This window comes from Ruegeria sp. CDSA033 (assembly GCF_059612305.1).
Genome location: NZ_JBXWQI010000012.1, coordinates 1 through 17,410, shown reverse-complemented (window position 1 = coordinate 17,410; position 17,410 = coordinate 1). Strand labels below are relative to the sequence as shown.

Genomic DNA, 17,410 nt, shown 5'->3' with positions numbered 1-17,410 from the left:
GAAAGTTAGAAACCTGTGGAAACTGAAATTTTCCAGCATGTCTCATATTGACACCCATCCCCGATGGATTACACTAGATACTTGATTAGGTTGCTCAAATCGCGAATGTGAGTGCGCGCTCATTGAGTATCCCCAAGGTCTTTTTCTTCACGCCCGGTGCGCAAGCGCCGGGCTTTTTCGTCATAATGACACAGTGAAGTACTGTAATCTGCTGCAGCGAGCAACGAATTTGTATATGCATTGCGCATTATACAACCACAGGAAGATTACAGAGAGGTTACTCGCCTGGGCAAAAGAAAAGGGGGCGAAAAGCGCCCCCTTTGAATTCAACCGATTGCTACGGCTTTGATGTCATCATCAATAAAGGGCAGGTACTGCTCAAAGTTCTCTGCAAACATCTGCACCAGTTTTTCAGCCTGCTTGTCGAATGCGGCCTGGTCATCCCAGGTGCGTCGCGGATCCAGCAGAACTTCGGCCACGCCGGGAACGGATACCGGGACGTCAAAGCCGAAATTGGCGTCTTTGCGGAACTCGGCGTCGCGCAGCGATCCTTCCAAGGCAGCTGTCAGCAACGCGCGGGTTGCGCGGATCGGCATACGGCTGCCAACACCATAGGCACCACCGGTCCAGCCGGTGTTCACCAGCCAGCAAGTCGCACCATGCTGGGCGATCTTGTCGCGCAACAGGTTGCCATACTCTTCCGGACGACGCGGCATGAAGGGCGCGCCAAAGCAGGTTGAGAACGTGGGCTGAGGCTCGGTGACGCCACGCTCTGTTCCCGCCACTTTCGAAGTGAAGCCCGAAAGGAAGTGGTACATCGCCTGCGCCGGGGTCAGCCGTGCGATCGGAGGGAGTACACCAAATGCGTCACAGGTCAGCATGATGATGTTCTTGGGGTGCCCACCCAGCGCGCTGCTCGAGGCGTTCGAGATATACTCCAGCGGATAGGCGCAGCGCATGTTCGCGGTCAGTGAGTCATCCTCGAAATCCAGTTCCTTGGTTTCGGGGTTGAAGACCATGTTCTCGATCACAGTGCCGAATTTGCTGGTGGTCGCGTAGATCTCCGGCTCGGCTTCGGCGTTCAGATTGATGGTCTTGGCATAGCAACCGCCTTCGAAGTTGAAGGTGCCGCGATCCGACCAGCCATGCTCGTCATCGCCGATCAACGTGCGGGCAGGGTCTGCCGACAGGGTGGTCTTGCCGGTGCCGGACAGGCCAAAGAACACCGCGGTGTCGACCGGGTTGCCAACAGCGTGGTTGGCTGAGCAATGCATCGGCATCACGCCTTTTTCGGGCAGCATGTAGTTCAGCAGGGTGAAGACTGATTTCTTGTTCTCGCCCGCGTATTCCGTACCGCCGATCAGGATCAGCTTGCGGTCGAAGTTCAGTGCAATCACGGTCTCACTGTGGCAGCCATGCTTGGCCGGGTCGGCCTGGAAGCTGGGGCAGTTGATGACAGTGAAATCTGCAATGAACTCTTCCAGATCTTCGCGATCCGGGCGGCGCAGCAAATGGCGGATGAACAGGTTGTGCCATGCCAGTTCGGTGACCATGCGCACATTGATCGAATAGGCGGGATCGGCGCCGCCGACGAGATCCTGCACGAAATAATCACGGCCCTTCATATGCTCGAGCATATCGGTATACAGCGCGTCAAAACCCTCGGGGGTCATCGCGGCGTTGTTTTCCCACCAGATGGTATCAGCAACATTGTCGGTTTTGACGACGTGTTTGTCCTTGGGCGAACGACCGGTGAATTTGCCGGTGGTGACCAGGAAAGCTCCACCATTGCCCAGAGTGCCTTCGCCGCGCTTCAGCGCCTCTTCGATCAGCGCCGGTTCCATGAAGTTGTAATAGACATTGCCCAGACCCTCGATGCCCTGATCTTCGAGGCGGAATTGCGGGTTAACCCGTCCAGATGTCATGCGTTTCTTCTCCTGTGGCGGCGCGTCGGCAGTTGGGCCGGGGGCGCTCTTGGGGCAGTATACCGGGAAAAACCGGCGGATGGGCGGGTCATAACATGGTCGTTTGGGGCATGAACAGGACGGTTTGGCGCAGTTAGCGCAACCAAGTTAAAGTTTAGCGCCACCACTAATTTCCTGCCGGAAAACAAGGCGCTTTTCCGTGCGCATTAACGGCTTTTTTGCCGCATCTGTGTGACAACAATCTCACGATTCGCAGATACGGATTGATTCGCGGCCATAAAAACGACAAAGATGCCCTACTAATAAGCGAATTATTGCGTGAGTGAGCAGGAATAGGGGTTAACCCGATGTCGAAGATTGCATTGGTGGACGACGACAGAAATATTCTGACGTCCGTATCCATGACACTCGAAGCCGAAGGGTTCGAGGTTGAGACTTATAATGATGGGCAGGCAGCGCTGGACGCTTTCAACAAGAAACTGCCCGATATGGCTGTTCTGGACATAAAGATGCCGCGGATGGACGGGATGGACCTGTTGCAACGGCTGCGGCAGAAAACCCAGATGCCGGTGATTTTCCTTACGTCCAAGGATGACGAAATAGATGAGGTTCTCGGCCTGCGCATGGGCGCGGACGATTACGTCAAGAAACCTTTTTCTCAGCGTCTATTGGTTGAACGCATCCGCGCGCTGCTGCGCCGGCAAGAGGCGACAACTGGCGATGTGACAACCGCCAACACAGGTGACGCCAAGGTGATGGAGCGCGGTGATCTGCGGATGGATCCCCTACGCCATGCGGTCAGCTGGAAGGGTTCGGACGTTTCTTTGACCGTCACCGAGTTTCTGTTGTTGCAAGCGTTGGCTCAGCGACCGGGTTTTGTCAAAAGCCGCGATCAGCTGATGGATGTGGCTTATGACGATCAGGTCTATGTGGACGACCGTACGATCGACAGTCACATTAAGCGACTGCGCAAGAAAATGCGCGCCGCAGATCCCGAGTTTTCGGCGATCGAAACACTGTACGGAATTGGGTACAGGTACAACGAAGAATAGGCGTGGCCAAATACTAGGGGTAACCGGGTCTCGTGCGCGATACAGAACAAGCCAGCGAATTGCGGGACGGTGATGTCGTTCTGGGGGATGATTGGGTCATCCCGCAGGACCCGGAGTCAGCCGAACTTCGGCACGCGCGCCGCCGCCGCGGCTTGTTTGCAATGCGCGGCTCGCCGCTTGCGCGCAAGATCATCACGCTCAACCTGATCGCCTTGGTGATCCTTGTCACCGGGTTGCTGTATCTGGACGATTCCCGTGATGAGCAGGTTCAGCAGACCGCGCGCAATCTGATCGGGGATGCGCAGTTGGTCAGCAACGTGTTCGAAGCACAGCTGCGCCAGACAGCATCCGGCCTGTCGCAGGATGCCGGCACACTGGACGTAAAGGACACGCTGGAGGGCCTCACACTGCCCCAAGGGGGCGAAGTCTTTGTCTATGACGAACGGGGAACTCTGATTGGATGGGCGCGTGGCGCAGCATCCGAGCAGGCGCTGTTGGCGTCTGAGGCCGAGGTTCAGACCGGCAGTACCTTGATCAGCGACGCCTTGAACGCCGTGTGGACGGGTTTGTCGCGCGTGTTCACCTCCGCAGAACCCAGCGAAGCGCCTACGCTGGCGCAACGGGTTCAGACCATAGTGCCCGGCGCGCTGCAGGGGCAGATGCAGGTGCAGGCCGTCAAGGATGACTTTGGCGAAACGGTCATTGTTGCAGCAGCCCCGATCCTGCAAGAGGGCGTTGCGGTGGGGGCCGTTGCCATGGCCGGTCCATCCGGAGAGATAGACGCCCTCGCCCGTCGCGAGCAGGAGCGCATCCTTCAGATGTTTGTTGTCGCGCTTCTTGTGTCAATCGGACTTAGCCTTGTTCTCGCCTCAACCATCGCAAACCCGTTGGCGGATCTTGCGGCGGCCGCCGAACTGGGCAAGGACCGGGGCGCCGGAGTGAACCCTGGCCGTATCCGCATCCCCGACCTGACCGCGCGTCCGGATGAAATCGGTCTGCTCAGCCGCGCGCTGCGGGGTATGGTCACCGCGCTTTATAACCGAATTGACGCGAACGAACAGTTCGCCGCTGATGTCGCGCATGAGATCAAGAACCCTCTGGCCAGCCTTCAATCTGCTGTGGGCACGTTACGAATGGTCAAGCGCGATGACCAACGTGAAAAGCTGATGGGTGTGATCGAACATGATGTTCGCCGTCTGGACCGTTTGGTCAGCGATATCTCGAACGCGTCCCGTCTGGATGCCGAACTGGTCAAGGAAGAAGAACAGCCGTTTGATCTGGTGAAGCTGGTTGGCAATATAAGCCAGTATCTGGGTGAAGATGCACGGGCCAAGGGGATCGACTATATAACCGATCTGCCGTCCAATCCGATCATTATCAACGGGCTGGAGGCGCGATTGGCGCAGGTCTTTGTCAACCTGATCACCAATGCCACCTCGTTTTGCGAGGAAGGCGATGCGATCCGTGTCTGGGTCAGGCGGCGCGAAAACAGGGTGCTGGTCGTGGTCGAAGACACCGGTCCCGGTATTCCGGAGCAGGCCCTGACTAAGGTCTTCAAAAGGTTCTATTCCGAGCGTCCTGCCGAGCACTTCGGAAATAACTCGGGCCTGGGGCTGGCAATCTCCAAGCAGATTGTCGAAGCACATGGTGGTGTGATCTGGGCCGAAAACATCCGGCCAACCGATGCCGACATCACCTCGGACCCGCTGGGCGCGCGCTTTGTAGTCGGTTTGCCCGTGTAAATCATGAGTGCCCCGTCAATCAATGATCTGGAAAAACAGGACAGTGCCATACTCCACGCCAGCTGCGTGGCTGTTGACGGGCTTGGCCTGCTGATTGTTGGCGCGTCAGGGGCGGGAAAATCCGCGCTGGTTTTGCAGATGATGGCACTGGGTGCTGAACTTGTCGGTGATGACCGCGTGGCTTTACGCAATAGCGGCGGTGAAGTGACAGCTGATGCGGCCCCAAATATCCGCGGCGTTGTTGAGGCCCGCGGTATCGGATTGTTACGCGCGCCACCCGTAGGACCAGTGGGGTTGCGCTATGTGGTGGATCTGGACCAGCGGGAAGAAGCACGTTTGCCAGATCCGATCTCGATCCGAGCCCTGGGGCAAACTATCCCCTTGCTTCGCGGTAGTGGCGTCCCCAACTTGGCTTCGGCATTGATGCAACTGATGAAAATGGGGCGCGTGAACCCGGAATGGCCCAACAAATGAAACAACAGCGGCGGATCGTTTTGATCACCGGCCCTTCGGGTGCTGGGCGGACAACGGCGATCCGTGTGCTTGAAGATTTGGGGTTCGAGGCCATCGACAATTTGCCGATGGGCCTTTTGATGCGCTTGTTGGACGGTCCGGAAAACGATCGGCCCATGGCGTTGGGCATCGATGCCCGAAATCGCGATTTCTCGACCATCGGGTTCATTGATCTAGTTATGCGGCTGCGGCGGACCGAGCAGGTCGAGCTTACGGTTCTCTATCTTGATTGCCGAAACGAAGTGCTGCTGCAGCGGTTCTCGGAAACCCGAAGACGCCATCCCGTTGCGGCCAATGCAGGCCCTGAAGCAGGAGTGCTGCAGGAAAAAGAGCTGTTGGCTCCGATCCGTGAAATTGCCGACATTCTGATCGACACCAGCCAGATCAACGTTCACCAGTTGCGCAAGGAGGTCGAGCATTGGTTCGCTCCGGAAGGCGGCCGACATCTGGCGGTATCCATCGAGTCTTTTTCGTACAAACGCGGCTTGCCGCATGGGTTGGACATGGTTTTTGACTGCAGGTTTCTGGCCAACCCCTATTGGCGTCCGGAATTGCGGGCCGAAGATGGTCGAAACCCGGATGTGGCGCGCTATGTACAGTCTGACGCGAATTACGCGCCGTTTTTCGACCGCGTTGTCGATTTGCTGAAATTGTTGTTGCCCGCTTACCGCGCCGAAGGCAAAGCGCATCTTTCGGTGGCATTTGGGTGTACCGGAGGGCAACACAGATCGGTCGCAACCGCAGAAGCGGTCGCAAAGGCCCTTGCGCAGGGGGGGCAGCAAGTGGCAATTAGGCACCGCGAAATGGAACGTCGATCGTTGAATGAGAGGCTGGATTGATCGGGATCGTACTCGTAGCACATGGCGGGCTGGCTCAGGAATATCTGGCCGCAATGCAGCATGTTGTCGGAAATCAACCGGGCCTGGCCGCAATCTCGATTGAGGCTGACCACGACCGGGAAGCCAAGCAGTCAGAAATCTGCACCGCCGCTGACGGTGTGGATGTCGGCGACGGCGTGGTTGTTGTCACGGATCTGTTTGGCGGCAGCCCGTCGAATCTGAGTTTGAAGGCCTGCGCGCCGCAGGATCGGCGTATTCTCTACGGTGCAAATCTGCCTATGCTGATAAAATTGGCCAAAAGTCGCCACTTGCCGATCGGGGATGCGGTCCGGCGGGCGATGGAGGCCGGACGTAAATATATCAATGCGCAAAACGTGACGTTGGATTGAGACCGGATTGATTAAGAATGACCAACCGAAGCTTGAAAATAATCAATGAAAAAGGCCTGCACGCCCGCGCCTCGGCTAAGCTGGTCGAAGTGGTCGAGGGGTTTGACGCGCAGGCAGAGGTGTCCAAAGATGGGCTTTCTGCATCAGGGGACAGCATCATGGGTCTTTTGATGTTGGCAGCGTCTCGCGGAACGACTATTGACGTCGAGACGTCCGGACCGGATGCTGAGGCGTTGGCGGATGCATTGGAAACCCTTGTGAACGGAAAGTTCGGGGAAGGGTTCTGATCCTGCCAGTCGCGATACGAAGAACGGGAAAACCAGGAATTGGCGCAAACGACGCACGAGACCAAGACAGGCCCGGTGGTGGACGGGACGGAAGATCAGGGCGAAATCTATGATCGTAGAACCCTGACCTATGCGAATTCCTTTGACGATGCCTGGACGTCTACAGCTATCCGCGCCATTGAATGGTGTACGGGTAAGCTGACTATTCTGCGGATGGTAAATAAGTTCGAAAAAAAGAACGAATACTATCGTGGTCAAAGGTTCTGGGGCGGTGCGCTTGAGGTCATGGGAATCAACCTGACCACTCCGCAGGACCAATATGCAAATATCCCGAAAGAAGGGCCTGTGATCGTCGTGGCCAATCACCCGCATGGCATGGTCGACGGTATGATATTGGCCGAACTGATCGGGCAGGTTCGCAATGACTACCGTATCCTGACCCGCTCGGTCCTTACCGGACTGGATGAGGCCGCGACATCGTTCATGATCCCGGTTCCCTTTCCACACGACCCCGAAGCGCAAACCAAAATGCTTGAGATGCGCGGCAAGGCGATGGAACACCTGAAGGAAGGTGGCGTTGTTGCGCTGTTCCCGTCGGGTGTGGTGATGTCCTCGGACGACTGGTTCGGGCCTGCGCAAGAGCAGGAATGGAATGTGTTTACCGCCAAGATGATCCGCCGATCCGGCGCGCAGGTGGTTCCGATTTTCTTTCCGGGCAGCAATTCACGCGCCTATCAGATTGCCAACAAGCTGTCGCCGATCCTACGACAGGGGCTGCTGTTGCATGAGATCGTCCGCTCTTGCAACAAACCGCAATCTCCGGTGATTGGCGAGCCGATTTCGGACGAGGATATGAAGCTGCTGGAAAGTGATCCGCGCGGTTTCATGGCGTGGCTCAGAAAACGCACAATGGCGCTTGGTAAATCACGCGATTCCTGATCCGCTCTTCTTCGGGCAAAAAATATCCCGGGCGAGGGGGCTGGCCCCCTCTAGCGCGTTGGGACCGGTGTTTCACCTCTGTAGTCATAAAACCCGCGTTCGGTCTTGCGGCCCAACCAGCCGGCTTCGACGTATTTCGTCAACAGTGGACAGGGCCGGTACTTGGTGTCTGCCAATCCGTCATGCAACACGTTCATGATCGCCAGACATGTGTCCAGCCCAATGAAATCAGCCAGTTCCAGCGGACCCATTGGATGGTTTGCGCCTAGCCGCATCGATTGATCAATCGACTGCACGCTGCCGACCCCTTCGTAGAGAGTATATACGGCCTCATTGATCATCGGCATCAGGATGCGATTCACGATGAAGGCCGGGAAGTCTTCCGCACTAGCTGCGGTTTTGCCAAGCCGGTCCACAACCGCTTTACACGATTTGAACGTCTCTTCATCCGTGGCAATCCCCCGGATCAGCTCGACCAGCTGCATCACGGGCACCGGGTTCATAAAGTGGAACCCCATGAAGCGTTCCGGCCGATCCGTTCGGCTGGCCAGGCGGGTAATCGAGATTGAGGACGTGTTGGATGTCAGAATCGTATGGGGCAGAAGATGCGGCTGCAGGTCTTCGAAAATCGCCTGTTTGATTGCTTCCCGCTCGGTTGCAGCTTCGATCACCAGATCGGTCTGACCCAACTGGGGCAGCTCCAACGTCGTGTTGATCCGGCTCAGCGTGGCTTGCATCAGTTCGTCCGAGATTTTGCCTTTTGATGCCTGTCGGGCCAGATTGCCCTCAATCGTCGCCACGGCACTGTCCAGCGCGTCCTGCGAGACATCGTTCAGCAGAACGTCATACTCTGCCAGCGCCAGAACATGAGCAATGCCATTGCCCATCTGACCTGCGCCAATCACTCCGACCGATTTTACATCCATGTTCAGGTGCCTTTGTGTCTCGGGATATGGCGACAGTATCGACAGATCGGGGCGGGCGGCAAGGGGATCCGACAGTTCGATTTTGCTTCAAATGCGCACATTAGGATTTTCTCAAGACTTGCGGCTGCAAGATGGCAACCGGGTGAAAAATGGGTGAGTGATATGAGCTATCATCAAACAGGCTCGGGGGGACCTGGGCATGAGGTATGCCAATATGACGGATCGCGGCTGTGGTTTCGCGGTGCTCGGCGTGTTCTGGATCAACCTTACGCAGCTTGCGTTGGCGGGGATGAGACATTTGGGCGATTCGTCGACCGGCCATTCTCAGCGATTCTCGAAGACCGGCTTGAAAGACGCGTTCTGAACTTTGGATGCCTGTTCAGCGGCGTTGACGCGTTGTGCGATGACTTGGGGTTGTGCAATTTGCTAAGGGGCGCAGATCTGTGCGTCATGCAGGCGCCAGGGCTTCTTGGGCAGTCCAACCAATTTTATCGCGTTCATTCCAGGCGCAACGACCGGTTTTTGGCGCCAACGAAGGATTTGATCAGCCTGTATCCCGAAATCGACTTCACCGAGATTCATTTCGTGCGCCACCTGATGACCTGCCTGCACAAGGTTCGCGACGCGCGCATCGAAGTTGTTCTGGACGAACTGCGCCGAAACTGGGTTCGGAAGATCGGTGATTTTTTGCAAGGCCTGGAAACCCCGGTGATCCTCTTGCGGCTGCAGGTCCTTCGAGGAGAGCAGAGCGCGCATCACATTGACTTCGCTGATGTCGACGTAACGGATCAGATGATCCAGGTCGTTGGCAAATCCTGCACGGATATCGTCAACGTCAAAACCCATGTGTGCGGCCAGTCTGACGAGATTGAGGACATGTTGTTCGGCACACTGCAACAACCAATGGTAGAGCACATGATTGGCCCAGCTGCCCATCGGGCGATTGCGGCAGCTTTGATGGGGCCAATACGCAATCTGCATTAATAAAAAAAGGCCCGCAAATTAGCGGGCCTTTCCAAATTTCGCGATGAAAAAGCTAAGCCAGCGGTTAGCCGAGTTTCTCGGTCAGTTCGGGTACGGCCTGGAACAGGTCTGCAACCAGCCCGAAATCCGCAACCTGGAAAATTGGCGCTTCTTCGTCCTTGTTGATCGCAACGATGACTTTCGAGTCTTTCATACCAGCCAAGTGTTGAATCGCGCCCGAGATGCCGATCGCGACATACAGATCGGGTGCAACAACCTTACCGGTCTGACCGACCTGCCAGTCGTTCGGTGCATAGCCCGAGTCCACGGCGGCGCGCGATGCGCCAACTGCGGCGCCCAGCTTGTCAGCAAGACCTTCGATCAGTTTGAAGTCCTCTTCCGAGCCGACACCACGGCCGCCCGAGACAACAACGCCAGCCGAGGTCAGTTCCGGACGGTCGCTCGCGGCAACCTTGTCCTCGACCCATGACGACAGACCTGGGTTGTCACCGACCGAGATGGTTTCAACCGCCGCCGAGCCGCCTTCGCCAGCCGCGTCAAAGGACGCGGTACGGAAGGTGACGACTTTTTTGGCATCGTGTGACTTCACGGTCTGGATCGCGTTGCCCGCATAGATCGGACGCTCAAAAGTCGAGCCGTCAACCACGCCAGATGCATCGGAGATCACCATCGCGTCCAGCAGGGCTGCAACGCGCGGCATCACGTTCTTGGCGTCGGTGGTGGCAGGAGCAACGATGTGCTCATAACCATCAGCCAGACCGACGATCAGGGCCGCGGTCGATTCAGCTAGGCGGTGGCCCAGCGACGCGTCTTCGGCAACCAGTACCTTGGACACACCGTCGATCTTGGCGGCGGCCTCACCGGCAGCAGCGGCAGAACCGCCCGCGGCCAAAACGGTGATGTCACCCAGTGCCTTTGCGGCAGTGACAGCCTTGGCGGTGGCGTCCATCGCCAGTTCGCCATTGTTGACTTCTGCGAGAAGAAGAACAGCCATTACACAGCCCCCGCTTCTTTGAGTTTCTCAACCAGCTCATCAACCGAGCCGACGACGATACCAGCAGCACGTGCCGGCGGCTCTTCGGTTTTGACGACTTCCAGACGAGGGGTGACGTCGACGCCGTAATCGGCGGCGGTTTTCTCGTCCAGCGGCTTTTTCTTCGCCTTCATGATGTTCGGCAGAGACGCATAGCGCGGCTCGTTCAAGCGCAGGTCAACAGTGACGATGGTCGGCATCTTGACGCTGATGGTCTGCAGGCCGCCGTCAACTTCACGGGTGATCTTGGCGCTGTCGCCTTCGATGTCCAGCTCGGACGCGAAGGTGCCTTGCGACCAGCCCAGCAGGGCCGACAGCATCTGACCGGTAGCGTTCATGTCGTTGTCGATCGCTTGCTTACCAGCCAAAACGATGCCGGGTTGCTCTTCCTCGACCACTTTGGCCAGGATCTTGGCAACGGCCAGCGGTTCGATGTCTTGATGGACGTCATCGGCGGCAACAACCAGAATGGCGCGGTCAGCGCCCATGGCCAGTGCGGTGCGCAGGGTTTCCTGCGATTGCTTGACGCCAATCGAAACCGCAACGATTTCGTCAGCCTTGCCTGCTTCTTTCAGGCGAATCGCTTCTTCCACAGCGATTTCGTCGAACGGGTTCATCGACATTTTGACATTGGCGAGATCAACACCGCTACCGTCCGCTTTCACGCGAACTTTCACATTATAGTCAATCACGCGTTTGACAGGCACGAGTACCTTCATTTTGCGCTTGCTCCTCACAAAAAACGGTAAGCCGCGAAGCGACTCCACCAATGCTCTCGGGGGACTGAATAGCGTCTCAGTTCACGCTGCAACAGGGCAAAATCGTCACGTCATGAACTTGAGACGTCGCGTTTCATGTATTTTGACGCAACGGCGTGAAATTTTATTGCTTTGGTGGCCGGTGCCAGAGCTTTGGGCCCCACCCGTTTGGCTGGGGTTTTGCTTTGTTGGTCGCTGCAGGGTTCGCCGGATCCCGCGCCAACTTCAGCGGTTTGCGCCCGGAACCCACAAAACATCCGCAGTACCGTTCTCGTTGGCGCAGCGGGCGGCAACAAAAAACCAGTCACTCAGACGATTGAGGTATTTCACCGCGACTGCGTTCACGGGCTCCATGTTGGTCAATTCGACCGCAAGGCGTTCGGCGCGGCGGGATACGGTTCTGCAGACATGCAGATTCGCTGCCAGACGCGACCCACCGGGCAAGATGAAGCTGCGCAGCGGCTCCAGCGTTTCGTTCATCACGTCAATCTCGACTTCCAACCGATCAATCTGAGATGCAACGATGCGTAGGGGCGGGTAATCGGCCTCGGCGTCTTTTTCCATGTCGGGGCGACAGAAATCTGCGCCCAGATCGAATAGGTCGTTTTGAATGCGCGCCAGGGCGGCATCGACGTCGCCTTCCGCCTCGGTCCGAGCAACGCCAACAAAAGCGTTCAGTTCGTCAACGGTCCCATACGCGGCTACGCGACCAGAATACTTGGCGACACGTTCGCCGTTGCCCAGGGCAGTTTTTCCATCATCGCCGGTGCGGGTGTAAATCTTGTTCAGAACGACCATTTATTGAGCTCCTTGTCCGCGCAGGTAGACGTAGAGCACGATCAGCACCACAGCAATGAACTGGAACAGGATGCGAAGACGCATCATCTTGTTGCTTTTCATTGCAGCAGCTTTGCCGCTTTTGCCGAAATTGGAGATGCCGATCGCCAGCACGACGACAACCGCCGCCATGGCCAACAGCAAAATGACCATCAAAAGGTCCATAAGCACACCGTCCGCGTTTCTTGTTTCGTTTGGCTATCATCTAGCCTCATGTACATGAAAAGCGAACGGGTAATTTCGCCTCAGACGTCCGACAGAATGCGGTCGATGGTGCGGGTGGGCAAAAGGCGGCGCAGATAACCGGCGATATAGGTTGGCGTGGTGACATAGTAGCGCGCGCGCGGTCTCTTTGATTCAACCGCATGGGCTAGCTTGTCGGTCACCGCTGATGCGGGCAGTTCGAAACGGTCCGGGCCTGAGGATTCGTACAGTCTTTTCAACAGCGAAGCCTCGTACTTTTCGCGCAGGGCCGAGTTCTCCCAGTTGATGAAACGCTCGAAGAAGGGGATCGAATTCTCGCGGATTTTCGACGTGATTGGGCCGGGTTCGATCAGGATGGCCTTGATATTCGTTCCGGCAAGTTCCAGACGCAGCGTGTCGGTAAGGCCTTCAATGGCATACTTTGTGGCGACATATGCGCCGCGCCATGGGAAGGCCACCAGGCCCAGAACCGACGAATTCTGAACGATTCGCCCGTGCCCCTGCGCGCGCATGACCGGAATCACCAGTCGGGTGAGTTCATGCCAACCAAAGAAGTTGGCCTCGAATATCACGCGGAGCCCTTCGGTCGGCAGATCTTCAACTGCGCCGGGCAAGCCGTGCGCTCCGTTGTTGAACAGCGCATCCAGCGTACCTCCGGTGGCCTCAAGCACTTCGGTCAGGCCTGATGCGATGCTTGCGGCGTCGGTATAGTCTATGCGCGGGCTTTCAAAGCCTTGCGCGCGCAGCCGGTCGCAATCACGCTGCTGGCGGCAGGATGCAAAGACACGCCAGCCGCGCGCACGCATACCGTGTGCCGCGTCCAGACCGATGCCGGACGAGCAGCCGGTGATAAGAATGGTTTTCTGCATGATCTTCCTGACCTTCAATTCAGGCCAAAGCTATTGCGAGGTGTGGGTCAGGACAATGACGGTGCAGCGTCAGTTTTGAATTTTTCGAACCAGTGAGGCGGAAATCCAACCGACCTGTTGCGCGGGCAACACGCGCAGGCGCAGCCAGCCGGTTCCGGAATCGCTCAGCACTTCGACCTTTTGTCCGATGGCCGCTTTGCCGACAATTGGGTATATGGTGCCGGGCCCATCGCGCATGTTCACCCGCGTTCCCGAGATTTCGCGGATGTCTTTTTCAGGTTCGGGAATCGCCGCGGCCTCTGATGTTTCCGGCAGGGGCGCATCATCGGTCTGACGCAAACCCGCCACGCCGTCTTCCAGCGAAGCAAGCGTGATGTTTGCGCTCTGATCATCGAACACCGAGATGCCGGACAGAGACTGAAGGCTGGCTGGTTCGGCCACGATCTGCACGATCTCTTCGGGTTCAGGTTGGGGTTGTGCACGCACCGTCGGGGCCCGTACGGCCACATTGGTCACAAGTTCTTCAACCCGGGCGGGTGCTACTGCCGCAGGCTGGGATGCAGAAGCAACGCGTACGGGTTGATCGCTCCGCAAGCCGCGCGGTTCGAAATCTGGTCCGCCGCTCATAACGTAAAAACACCAGCCAAGTGCAGTGAAAGTCAAAATAATAAGGCGCGTCATGGCGCATCCCCCAAGTCAATCGTTAGGTACAAGAAATTGGCAGCAGTCTAATGAAGACAGCCTACCATATTTCGCGGTCCGAGTCGAAAACCGGGGGAATTCCGAGACTTGGCTCCCCCTGTTGCAAAAAGCGCGACTTGTCCCCAGCAAAATCTAAGCTGATTGCTTTACCAGCGCGCGCTTGCGGCGTATCACATCATATATGAACGATACGATCGACGACCCCAATATGGAGGCCCCCGACAATGGGGGCGAGATAGCTGAACCGCTGCGCCGCGCGATTGGTGAACGCTATCTGACCTATGCGCTGTCCACCATCATGCACCGGGCATTGCCTGATGCGCGCGATGGGCTGAAGCCTGTGCACAGGCGAATCCTCTATGCGATGCGCGAGCTTCGACTCAGTGCAACCGGCGGGTTCCGTAAATCCGCCAAGATTTCCGGCGACGTGATGGGCAACTATCACCCGCATGGCGATGCCGCGATTTATGACGCGATGGCGCGTCTGGCGCAGGATTTCAACGTTCGCTACCCGCTGGTCGACGGGCAGGGCAACTTTGGCAACATCGACGGTGATAACCCGGCGGCGTCACGTTACACCGAGGCGCGGATGACTATCGTGGCCGAAGCGTTGCTTGAGGGGCTGAACGAAGACGCCGTCGATTTCCGCGACAACTATGATGGCACACTGTCCGAGCCGGTCGTGTTGCCGGCGCAGTTTCCGAATCTGTTGGCCAATGGGTCCAGCGGGATCGCGGTGGGTATGGCGACGAACATCCCGCCCCACAACATCGCCGAACTGTGCGATGCCTGTCTGCATCTGATCAAGGTACCGGATGCGCGTGATGATACGTTGCTGAACTATGTACCGGGGCCGGACTTCCCGACTGGTGGCATTATCGTCGAGCCACCTGAGAACATTGCGCAGGCTTATCGCACCGGGCGCGGATCGTTCCGCCTGCGATGCAAATACGAGGTCGAAGATCTGGGTCGCGGCCAATGGCAGATCATTGTCACCGAGATCCCTTATCAAGTTCAGAAATCCAAACTGATCGAAAAGATCGCGGAACTGATCCAGACCAAGAAAATCCCGATCCTTGCCGACGTACGCGACGAATCCGCAGATGACATCCGCCTGATCCTCGAACCGCGCTCCAAGAACGTGGACCCTGAGGTTTTGATGGGCATGCTTTACCGCAGCTCGGACCTTGAGGTGCGATTCAGCCTGAACATGAACGTGCTGATCGACGGGGTGACGCCCAAGGTTTGTTCGATGAAGGAAGTGCTGCGCGCCTTCCTTGATCACCGGCAAGAGGTGCTGCTGCGCCGTTCGCGCCACCGTATGGCCAAGATCGACCACCGGTTGGAGGTGTTGGAAGGCTTTATCGTCGCCTTCCTGAACCTGGATCGTGTGATCGACATCATCCGCTATGACGATGATCCCAAGGCAGCGCTGATGCGCGAGGATTGGGGCATCGACCATATTCGCGCCACCAGCGAGGCCGACTATGTCTCGCCCAAGCCGGGCGAGGGCGAATTGTCTGAGGTTCAGGTCGACGCGATCCTCAACATGCGCCTGCGCAGCTTGCGCCGTCTGGAAGAGATGGAACTGGTCCGCGAACGTGACGCATTGATGCTGGAACGGGCCAATCTCGAAGACCTGCTGGCCGACCCGGCCCTGCAATGGGCCAAAATCGCCGAGCAGTTGAAAGAGACCAAGAAGACCTTTGGTAAAGACTATGAAGGTGGCGCGCGCCGAACCCAATTTGCCGAAGCCGGGCAGGTTGAAGAAGTACCGCTTGAGGCAATGATCGACAAAGAACCGATCACGGTTGTCTGCTCTCAGATGGGCTGGATTCGCGCCATGACGGGTCACATCGACCTGAAGCGCGAGTTAAAGTTCAAGGACGGCGACGGCCCGCGTTTCATATTCCACGCTGAGACGACTGACCGCTTGTTGGTGTTTGCCTCGAACGGGCGATTCTACACGCTCAGCGCCGCCAATCTGCCGGGCGGGCGCGGTATGGGCGAACCGCTGCGCCTGATGGTCGACCTGCCGAACGAGGCACAGATCATCGACATACTGATCCACAAACCAGGGCGCAAGCTGTTGGTGGCGTCAGACGCGGGCAACGGGTTCATGGTGCCCGAAGATGACGTGTTGGCCCAGACCCGCAACGGTAAGCAGGTGCTGAACGTCAAAGCCGATGAGACGGCGATGATCTGTAAGCCCGTTTCGGGCGACCACGTCGCGGTCGTGTCGCAGAACGGCAAGTTCCTGGTGTTCCCAGTGGAAGAGCTGCCCGAAATGGGGCGCGGTAAGGGTGTACGCCTGCAAAAATACAATATGGCGCGCGGCCGACAGGGGACACTGGAACTGGATGGCGGCCTGTCCGACATCACCACCTTCAATTGGGAAGAGGGGCTGAGGTGGTCCATGGGCGGCGACAAGACGCGGCACGAGGCGGACATGTCACAGTGGCTGGCCAAACGGGCCAGCGTTGGCAAAAAGACACCCTACGGGTTCCCGCGCGACTATAAATTTTCGTGAGCAAGCGCGCTTGCAAGTGGATTTCTGCCGATACGGCTTGGCACAAGCCGTATCGTTGCGCTAGATCAAAGAAAAACAGGCATATCGAGACGAGAACATGTTGCGAGCTTTGACCCTGATTACCGGACTGGCCCTGATGGGCGCGTGCACGCAGACACAGGTTTATGAAGAGCCTGAGTCGCTGGGCGAATTCAAATTGCGCGTCAATTATGCCTTTGCTGAAAAGGCCCGGAAGGGGCCGGTGTCGCGGGAAGCGACACCTAAAGAGTGGGAAGACGCCATTCAGAACGCCGTGAATATTCGGCTTGGCAGGTATGAGGGTGCCCAGGAATACGACATAGGAATCAGTCTTGAGGGGTTTATGCTGGCCCCTCCGGGTGTGCCTGTGATCTACAATCCCAAAAGCACAGCAATCGTTCTGGTGAATGTTTATGACGTGCGCAAAAAAGAGTTTCTGGCCAAAGGCAAACAGTTCCAGGTTCTTGAAGACACGACCGGTGAAAGCGCTCTTACGGGATCCGGGCATACCCGCACCAGAGAAGAGCAAATGGACGGATTGGCGCTCAAGGTTGCCGATCGTGTCGAGGAATGGCTGGCCGAGGAACACAAGGACAACGGCTGGTTCGACAAGCGTCCCGACCTGATCCAGCCGTTGGAATCCGTCGAGGTCACCCAAAATCCGGCGTCTTAACCAGCTTTTAACGCAGGATGTGCTTGATTTTCCCCTTTGAACCAAATATCTCGCGCGCGCAGATGTAACCACGGGACCACGGGTCCCCCCAATCGCAAAAGGGCGCCTGAGGAATGGCAAAGGAAAAGTTTGAGCGTAATAAGCCGCACGTCAACATCGGCACGATTGGCCACGTTGACCACGGCAAGAC

The 17,410-nt window shown here is 57.3% G+C and carries 19 protein-coding genes; 10 read left to right on the top strand and 9 right to left on the bottom strand.

Annotated features, from left to right (window positions below):
* Positions 1-326 precede the first annotated feature (326 nt).
* Positions 327-1,925 (bottom strand): phosphoenolpyruvate carboxykinase, encoded by a 1,599-nt coding sequence (locus AC2FLA_RS15150; RefSeq protein ID WP_496723243.1) that lies wholly within the window; start codon positions 1,923-1,925, stop codon positions 327-329.
* 347 nt (positions 1,926-2,272) lie between these two features.
* Between AC2FLA_RS15150 and AC2FLA_RS15145 the strand changes: the two genes are divergently transcribed.
* The 7 genes from AC2FLA_RS15145 to AC2FLA_RS15115 are packed head-to-tail and all read left to right on the top strand — an operon-like array spanning position 2,273 to position 7,686.
* Positions 2,273-2,977 carry a response regulator transcription factor gene (locus AC2FLA_RS15145; RefSeq protein ID WP_170561191.1) on the top strand — a complete coding sequence of 235 codons (705 nt, stop codon included), beginning with the start codon at positions 2,273-2,275 and terminating at the stop codon, positions 2,975-2,977.
* Between the two features lie 32 nt (positions 2,978-3,009).
* Positions 3,010-4,719: a sensor histidine kinase gene (locus tag AC2FLA_RS15140; protein WP_496723241.1), complete on the top strand. Its 1,710-nt coding sequence runs from the start codon at positions 3,010-3,012 to the stop codon at positions 4,717-4,719.
* Between the two features lie 3 nt (positions 4,720-4,722).
* Positions 4,723-5,193, top strand: coding sequence for an HPr kinase/phosphorylase (locus AC2FLA_RS15135; RefSeq protein WP_496723239.1), 471 nt, complete (start codon positions 4,723-4,725; stop codon positions 5,191-5,193).
* Entirely contained in the window at positions 5,190-6,071 is an 882-nt protein-coding gene (gene rapZ, locus AC2FLA_RS15130) for an RNase adapter RapZ (protein WP_496723237.1), read from the top strand. The genes AC2FLA_RS15135 and rapZ overlap by 4 nt, the downstream gene beginning before the upstream one ends.
* On the top strand, positions 6,068-6,460 hold the full coding sequence (locus AC2FLA_RS15125) for a PTS sugar transporter subunit IIA (RefSeq protein ID WP_108861263.1): 393 nt from the start codon (positions 6,068-6,070) through the stop codon (positions 6,458-6,460). Before rapZ ends, AC2FLA_RS15125 begins: the two co-directional genes overlap by 4 nt.
* Positions 6,461-6,477: 17 nt before the next feature.
* Complete coding sequence (locus AC2FLA_RS15120) at positions 6,478-6,747, top strand: HPr family phosphocarrier protein (protein ID WP_058273259.1); 270 nt, start codon at positions 6,478-6,480, stop codon at positions 6,745-6,747.
* A gap of 39 nt (positions 6,748-6,786) precedes the next feature.
* Positions 6,787-7,686: a lysophospholipid acyltransferase family protein gene (locus AC2FLA_RS15115; protein WP_496723235.1), complete on the top strand. Its 900-nt coding sequence runs from the start codon at positions 6,787-6,789 to the stop codon at positions 7,684-7,686.
* A gap of 50 nt (positions 7,687-7,736) precedes the next feature.
* Here the strand turns inward: AC2FLA_RS15115 and AC2FLA_RS15110 are convergent, their stop codons facing one another.
* Complete coding sequence (locus tag AC2FLA_RS15110) at positions 7,737-8,612, bottom strand: 3-hydroxybutyryl-CoA dehydrogenase (protein WP_113791299.1); 876 nt, start codon at positions 8,610-8,612, stop codon at positions 7,737-7,739.
* A 162-nt stretch (positions 8,613-8,774) separates the two neighbouring features.
* On the opposite strand from AC2FLA_RS15110, the gene AC2FLA_RS15105 reads away from it, so the two are divergent.
* On the top strand, positions 8,775-9,596 hold the full coding sequence (locus AC2FLA_RS15105) for a DUF6473 family protein (RefSeq protein ID WP_496723233.1): 822 nt from the start codon (positions 8,775-8,777) through the stop codon (positions 9,594-9,596).
* Between the two features lie 64 nt (positions 9,597-9,660).
* On the opposite strand, the gene AC2FLA_RS15100 is transcribed toward AC2FLA_RS15105, so the two are convergent.
* The 6 genes from AC2FLA_RS15100 to AC2FLA_RS15075 all read right to left on the bottom strand — a co-directional run bounded on the left by AC2FLA_RS15100 (position 9,661) and on the right by AC2FLA_RS15075 (position 13,978).
* Positions 9,661-10,590: an electron transfer flavoprotein subunit alpha/FixB family protein gene (locus AC2FLA_RS15100; RefSeq protein WP_058273255.1), complete on the bottom strand. Its 930-nt coding sequence runs from the start codon at positions 10,588-10,590 to the stop codon at positions 9,661-9,663.
* The gene (locus tag AC2FLA_RS15095; RefSeq protein ID WP_058278923.1) at positions 10,590-11,348 is read right to left on the bottom strand and encodes an electron transfer flavoprotein subunit beta/FixA family protein; all 759 of its coding nucleotides are present in this window, start codon (positions 11,346-11,348) and stop codon (positions 10,590-10,592) included. The genes AC2FLA_RS15100 and AC2FLA_RS15095 overlap by 1 nt, the downstream gene beginning before the upstream one ends.
* 264 nt (positions 11,349-11,612) lie before the next feature.
* Positions 11,613-12,185 carry a cob(I)yrinic acid a,c-diamide adenosyltransferase gene (locus tag AC2FLA_RS15090; RefSeq protein WP_496723231.1) on the bottom strand — a complete coding sequence of 191 codons (573 nt, stop codon included), beginning with the start codon at positions 12,183-12,185 and terminating at the stop codon, positions 11,613-11,615.
* Positions 12,186-12,389, bottom strand: a complete 204-nt coding sequence (locus AC2FLA_RS15085) for a twin transmembrane helix small protein (RefSeq protein WP_058273252.1) — start codon at positions 12,387-12,389, stop codon at positions 12,186-12,188.
* Positions 12,390-12,469: 80 nt separating this feature from the next.
* A complete protein-coding gene (locus tag AC2FLA_RS15080; RefSeq protein ID WP_113791295.1) occupies positions 12,470-13,297 on the bottom strand; it encodes an SDR family NAD(P)-dependent oxidoreductase in 828 nt (275 codons plus the stop codon).
* A 69-nt stretch (positions 13,298-13,366) separates the two neighbouring features.
* A complete protein-coding gene (locus AC2FLA_RS15075; RefSeq protein WP_496723229.1) occupies positions 13,367-13,978 on the bottom strand; it encodes an SH3 domain-containing protein in 612 nt (203 codons plus the stop codon).
* Positions 13,979-14,180: 202 nt separating this feature from the next.
* Between AC2FLA_RS15075 and AC2FLA_RS15070 the strand changes: the two genes are divergently transcribed.
* Both AC2FLA_RS15070 and AC2FLA_RS15065 read left to right on the top strand, forming a co-directional pair.
* Complete coding sequence (locus AC2FLA_RS15070) at positions 14,181-16,529, top strand: DNA topoisomerase IV subunit A (protein ID WP_496723227.1); 2,349 nt, start codon at positions 14,181-14,183, stop codon at positions 16,527-16,529.
* Between the two features lie 97 nt (positions 16,530-16,626).
* Positions 16,627-17,220, top strand: a complete 594-nt coding sequence (locus AC2FLA_RS15065) for a hypothetical protein (RefSeq protein ID WP_058273249.1) — start codon at positions 16,627-16,629, stop codon at positions 17,218-17,220.
* Here the strand turns inward: AC2FLA_RS15065 and AC2FLA_RS15060 are convergent.
* Positions 17,217-17,410, bottom strand: a 194-nt coding sequence (locus AC2FLA_RS15060) for a hypothetical protein (protein WP_282153203.1), incomplete at its 5' end; no start/stop codon positions are given. The two genes, AC2FLA_RS15065 and AC2FLA_RS15060, sit on opposite strands and share 4 nt — an antisense overlap.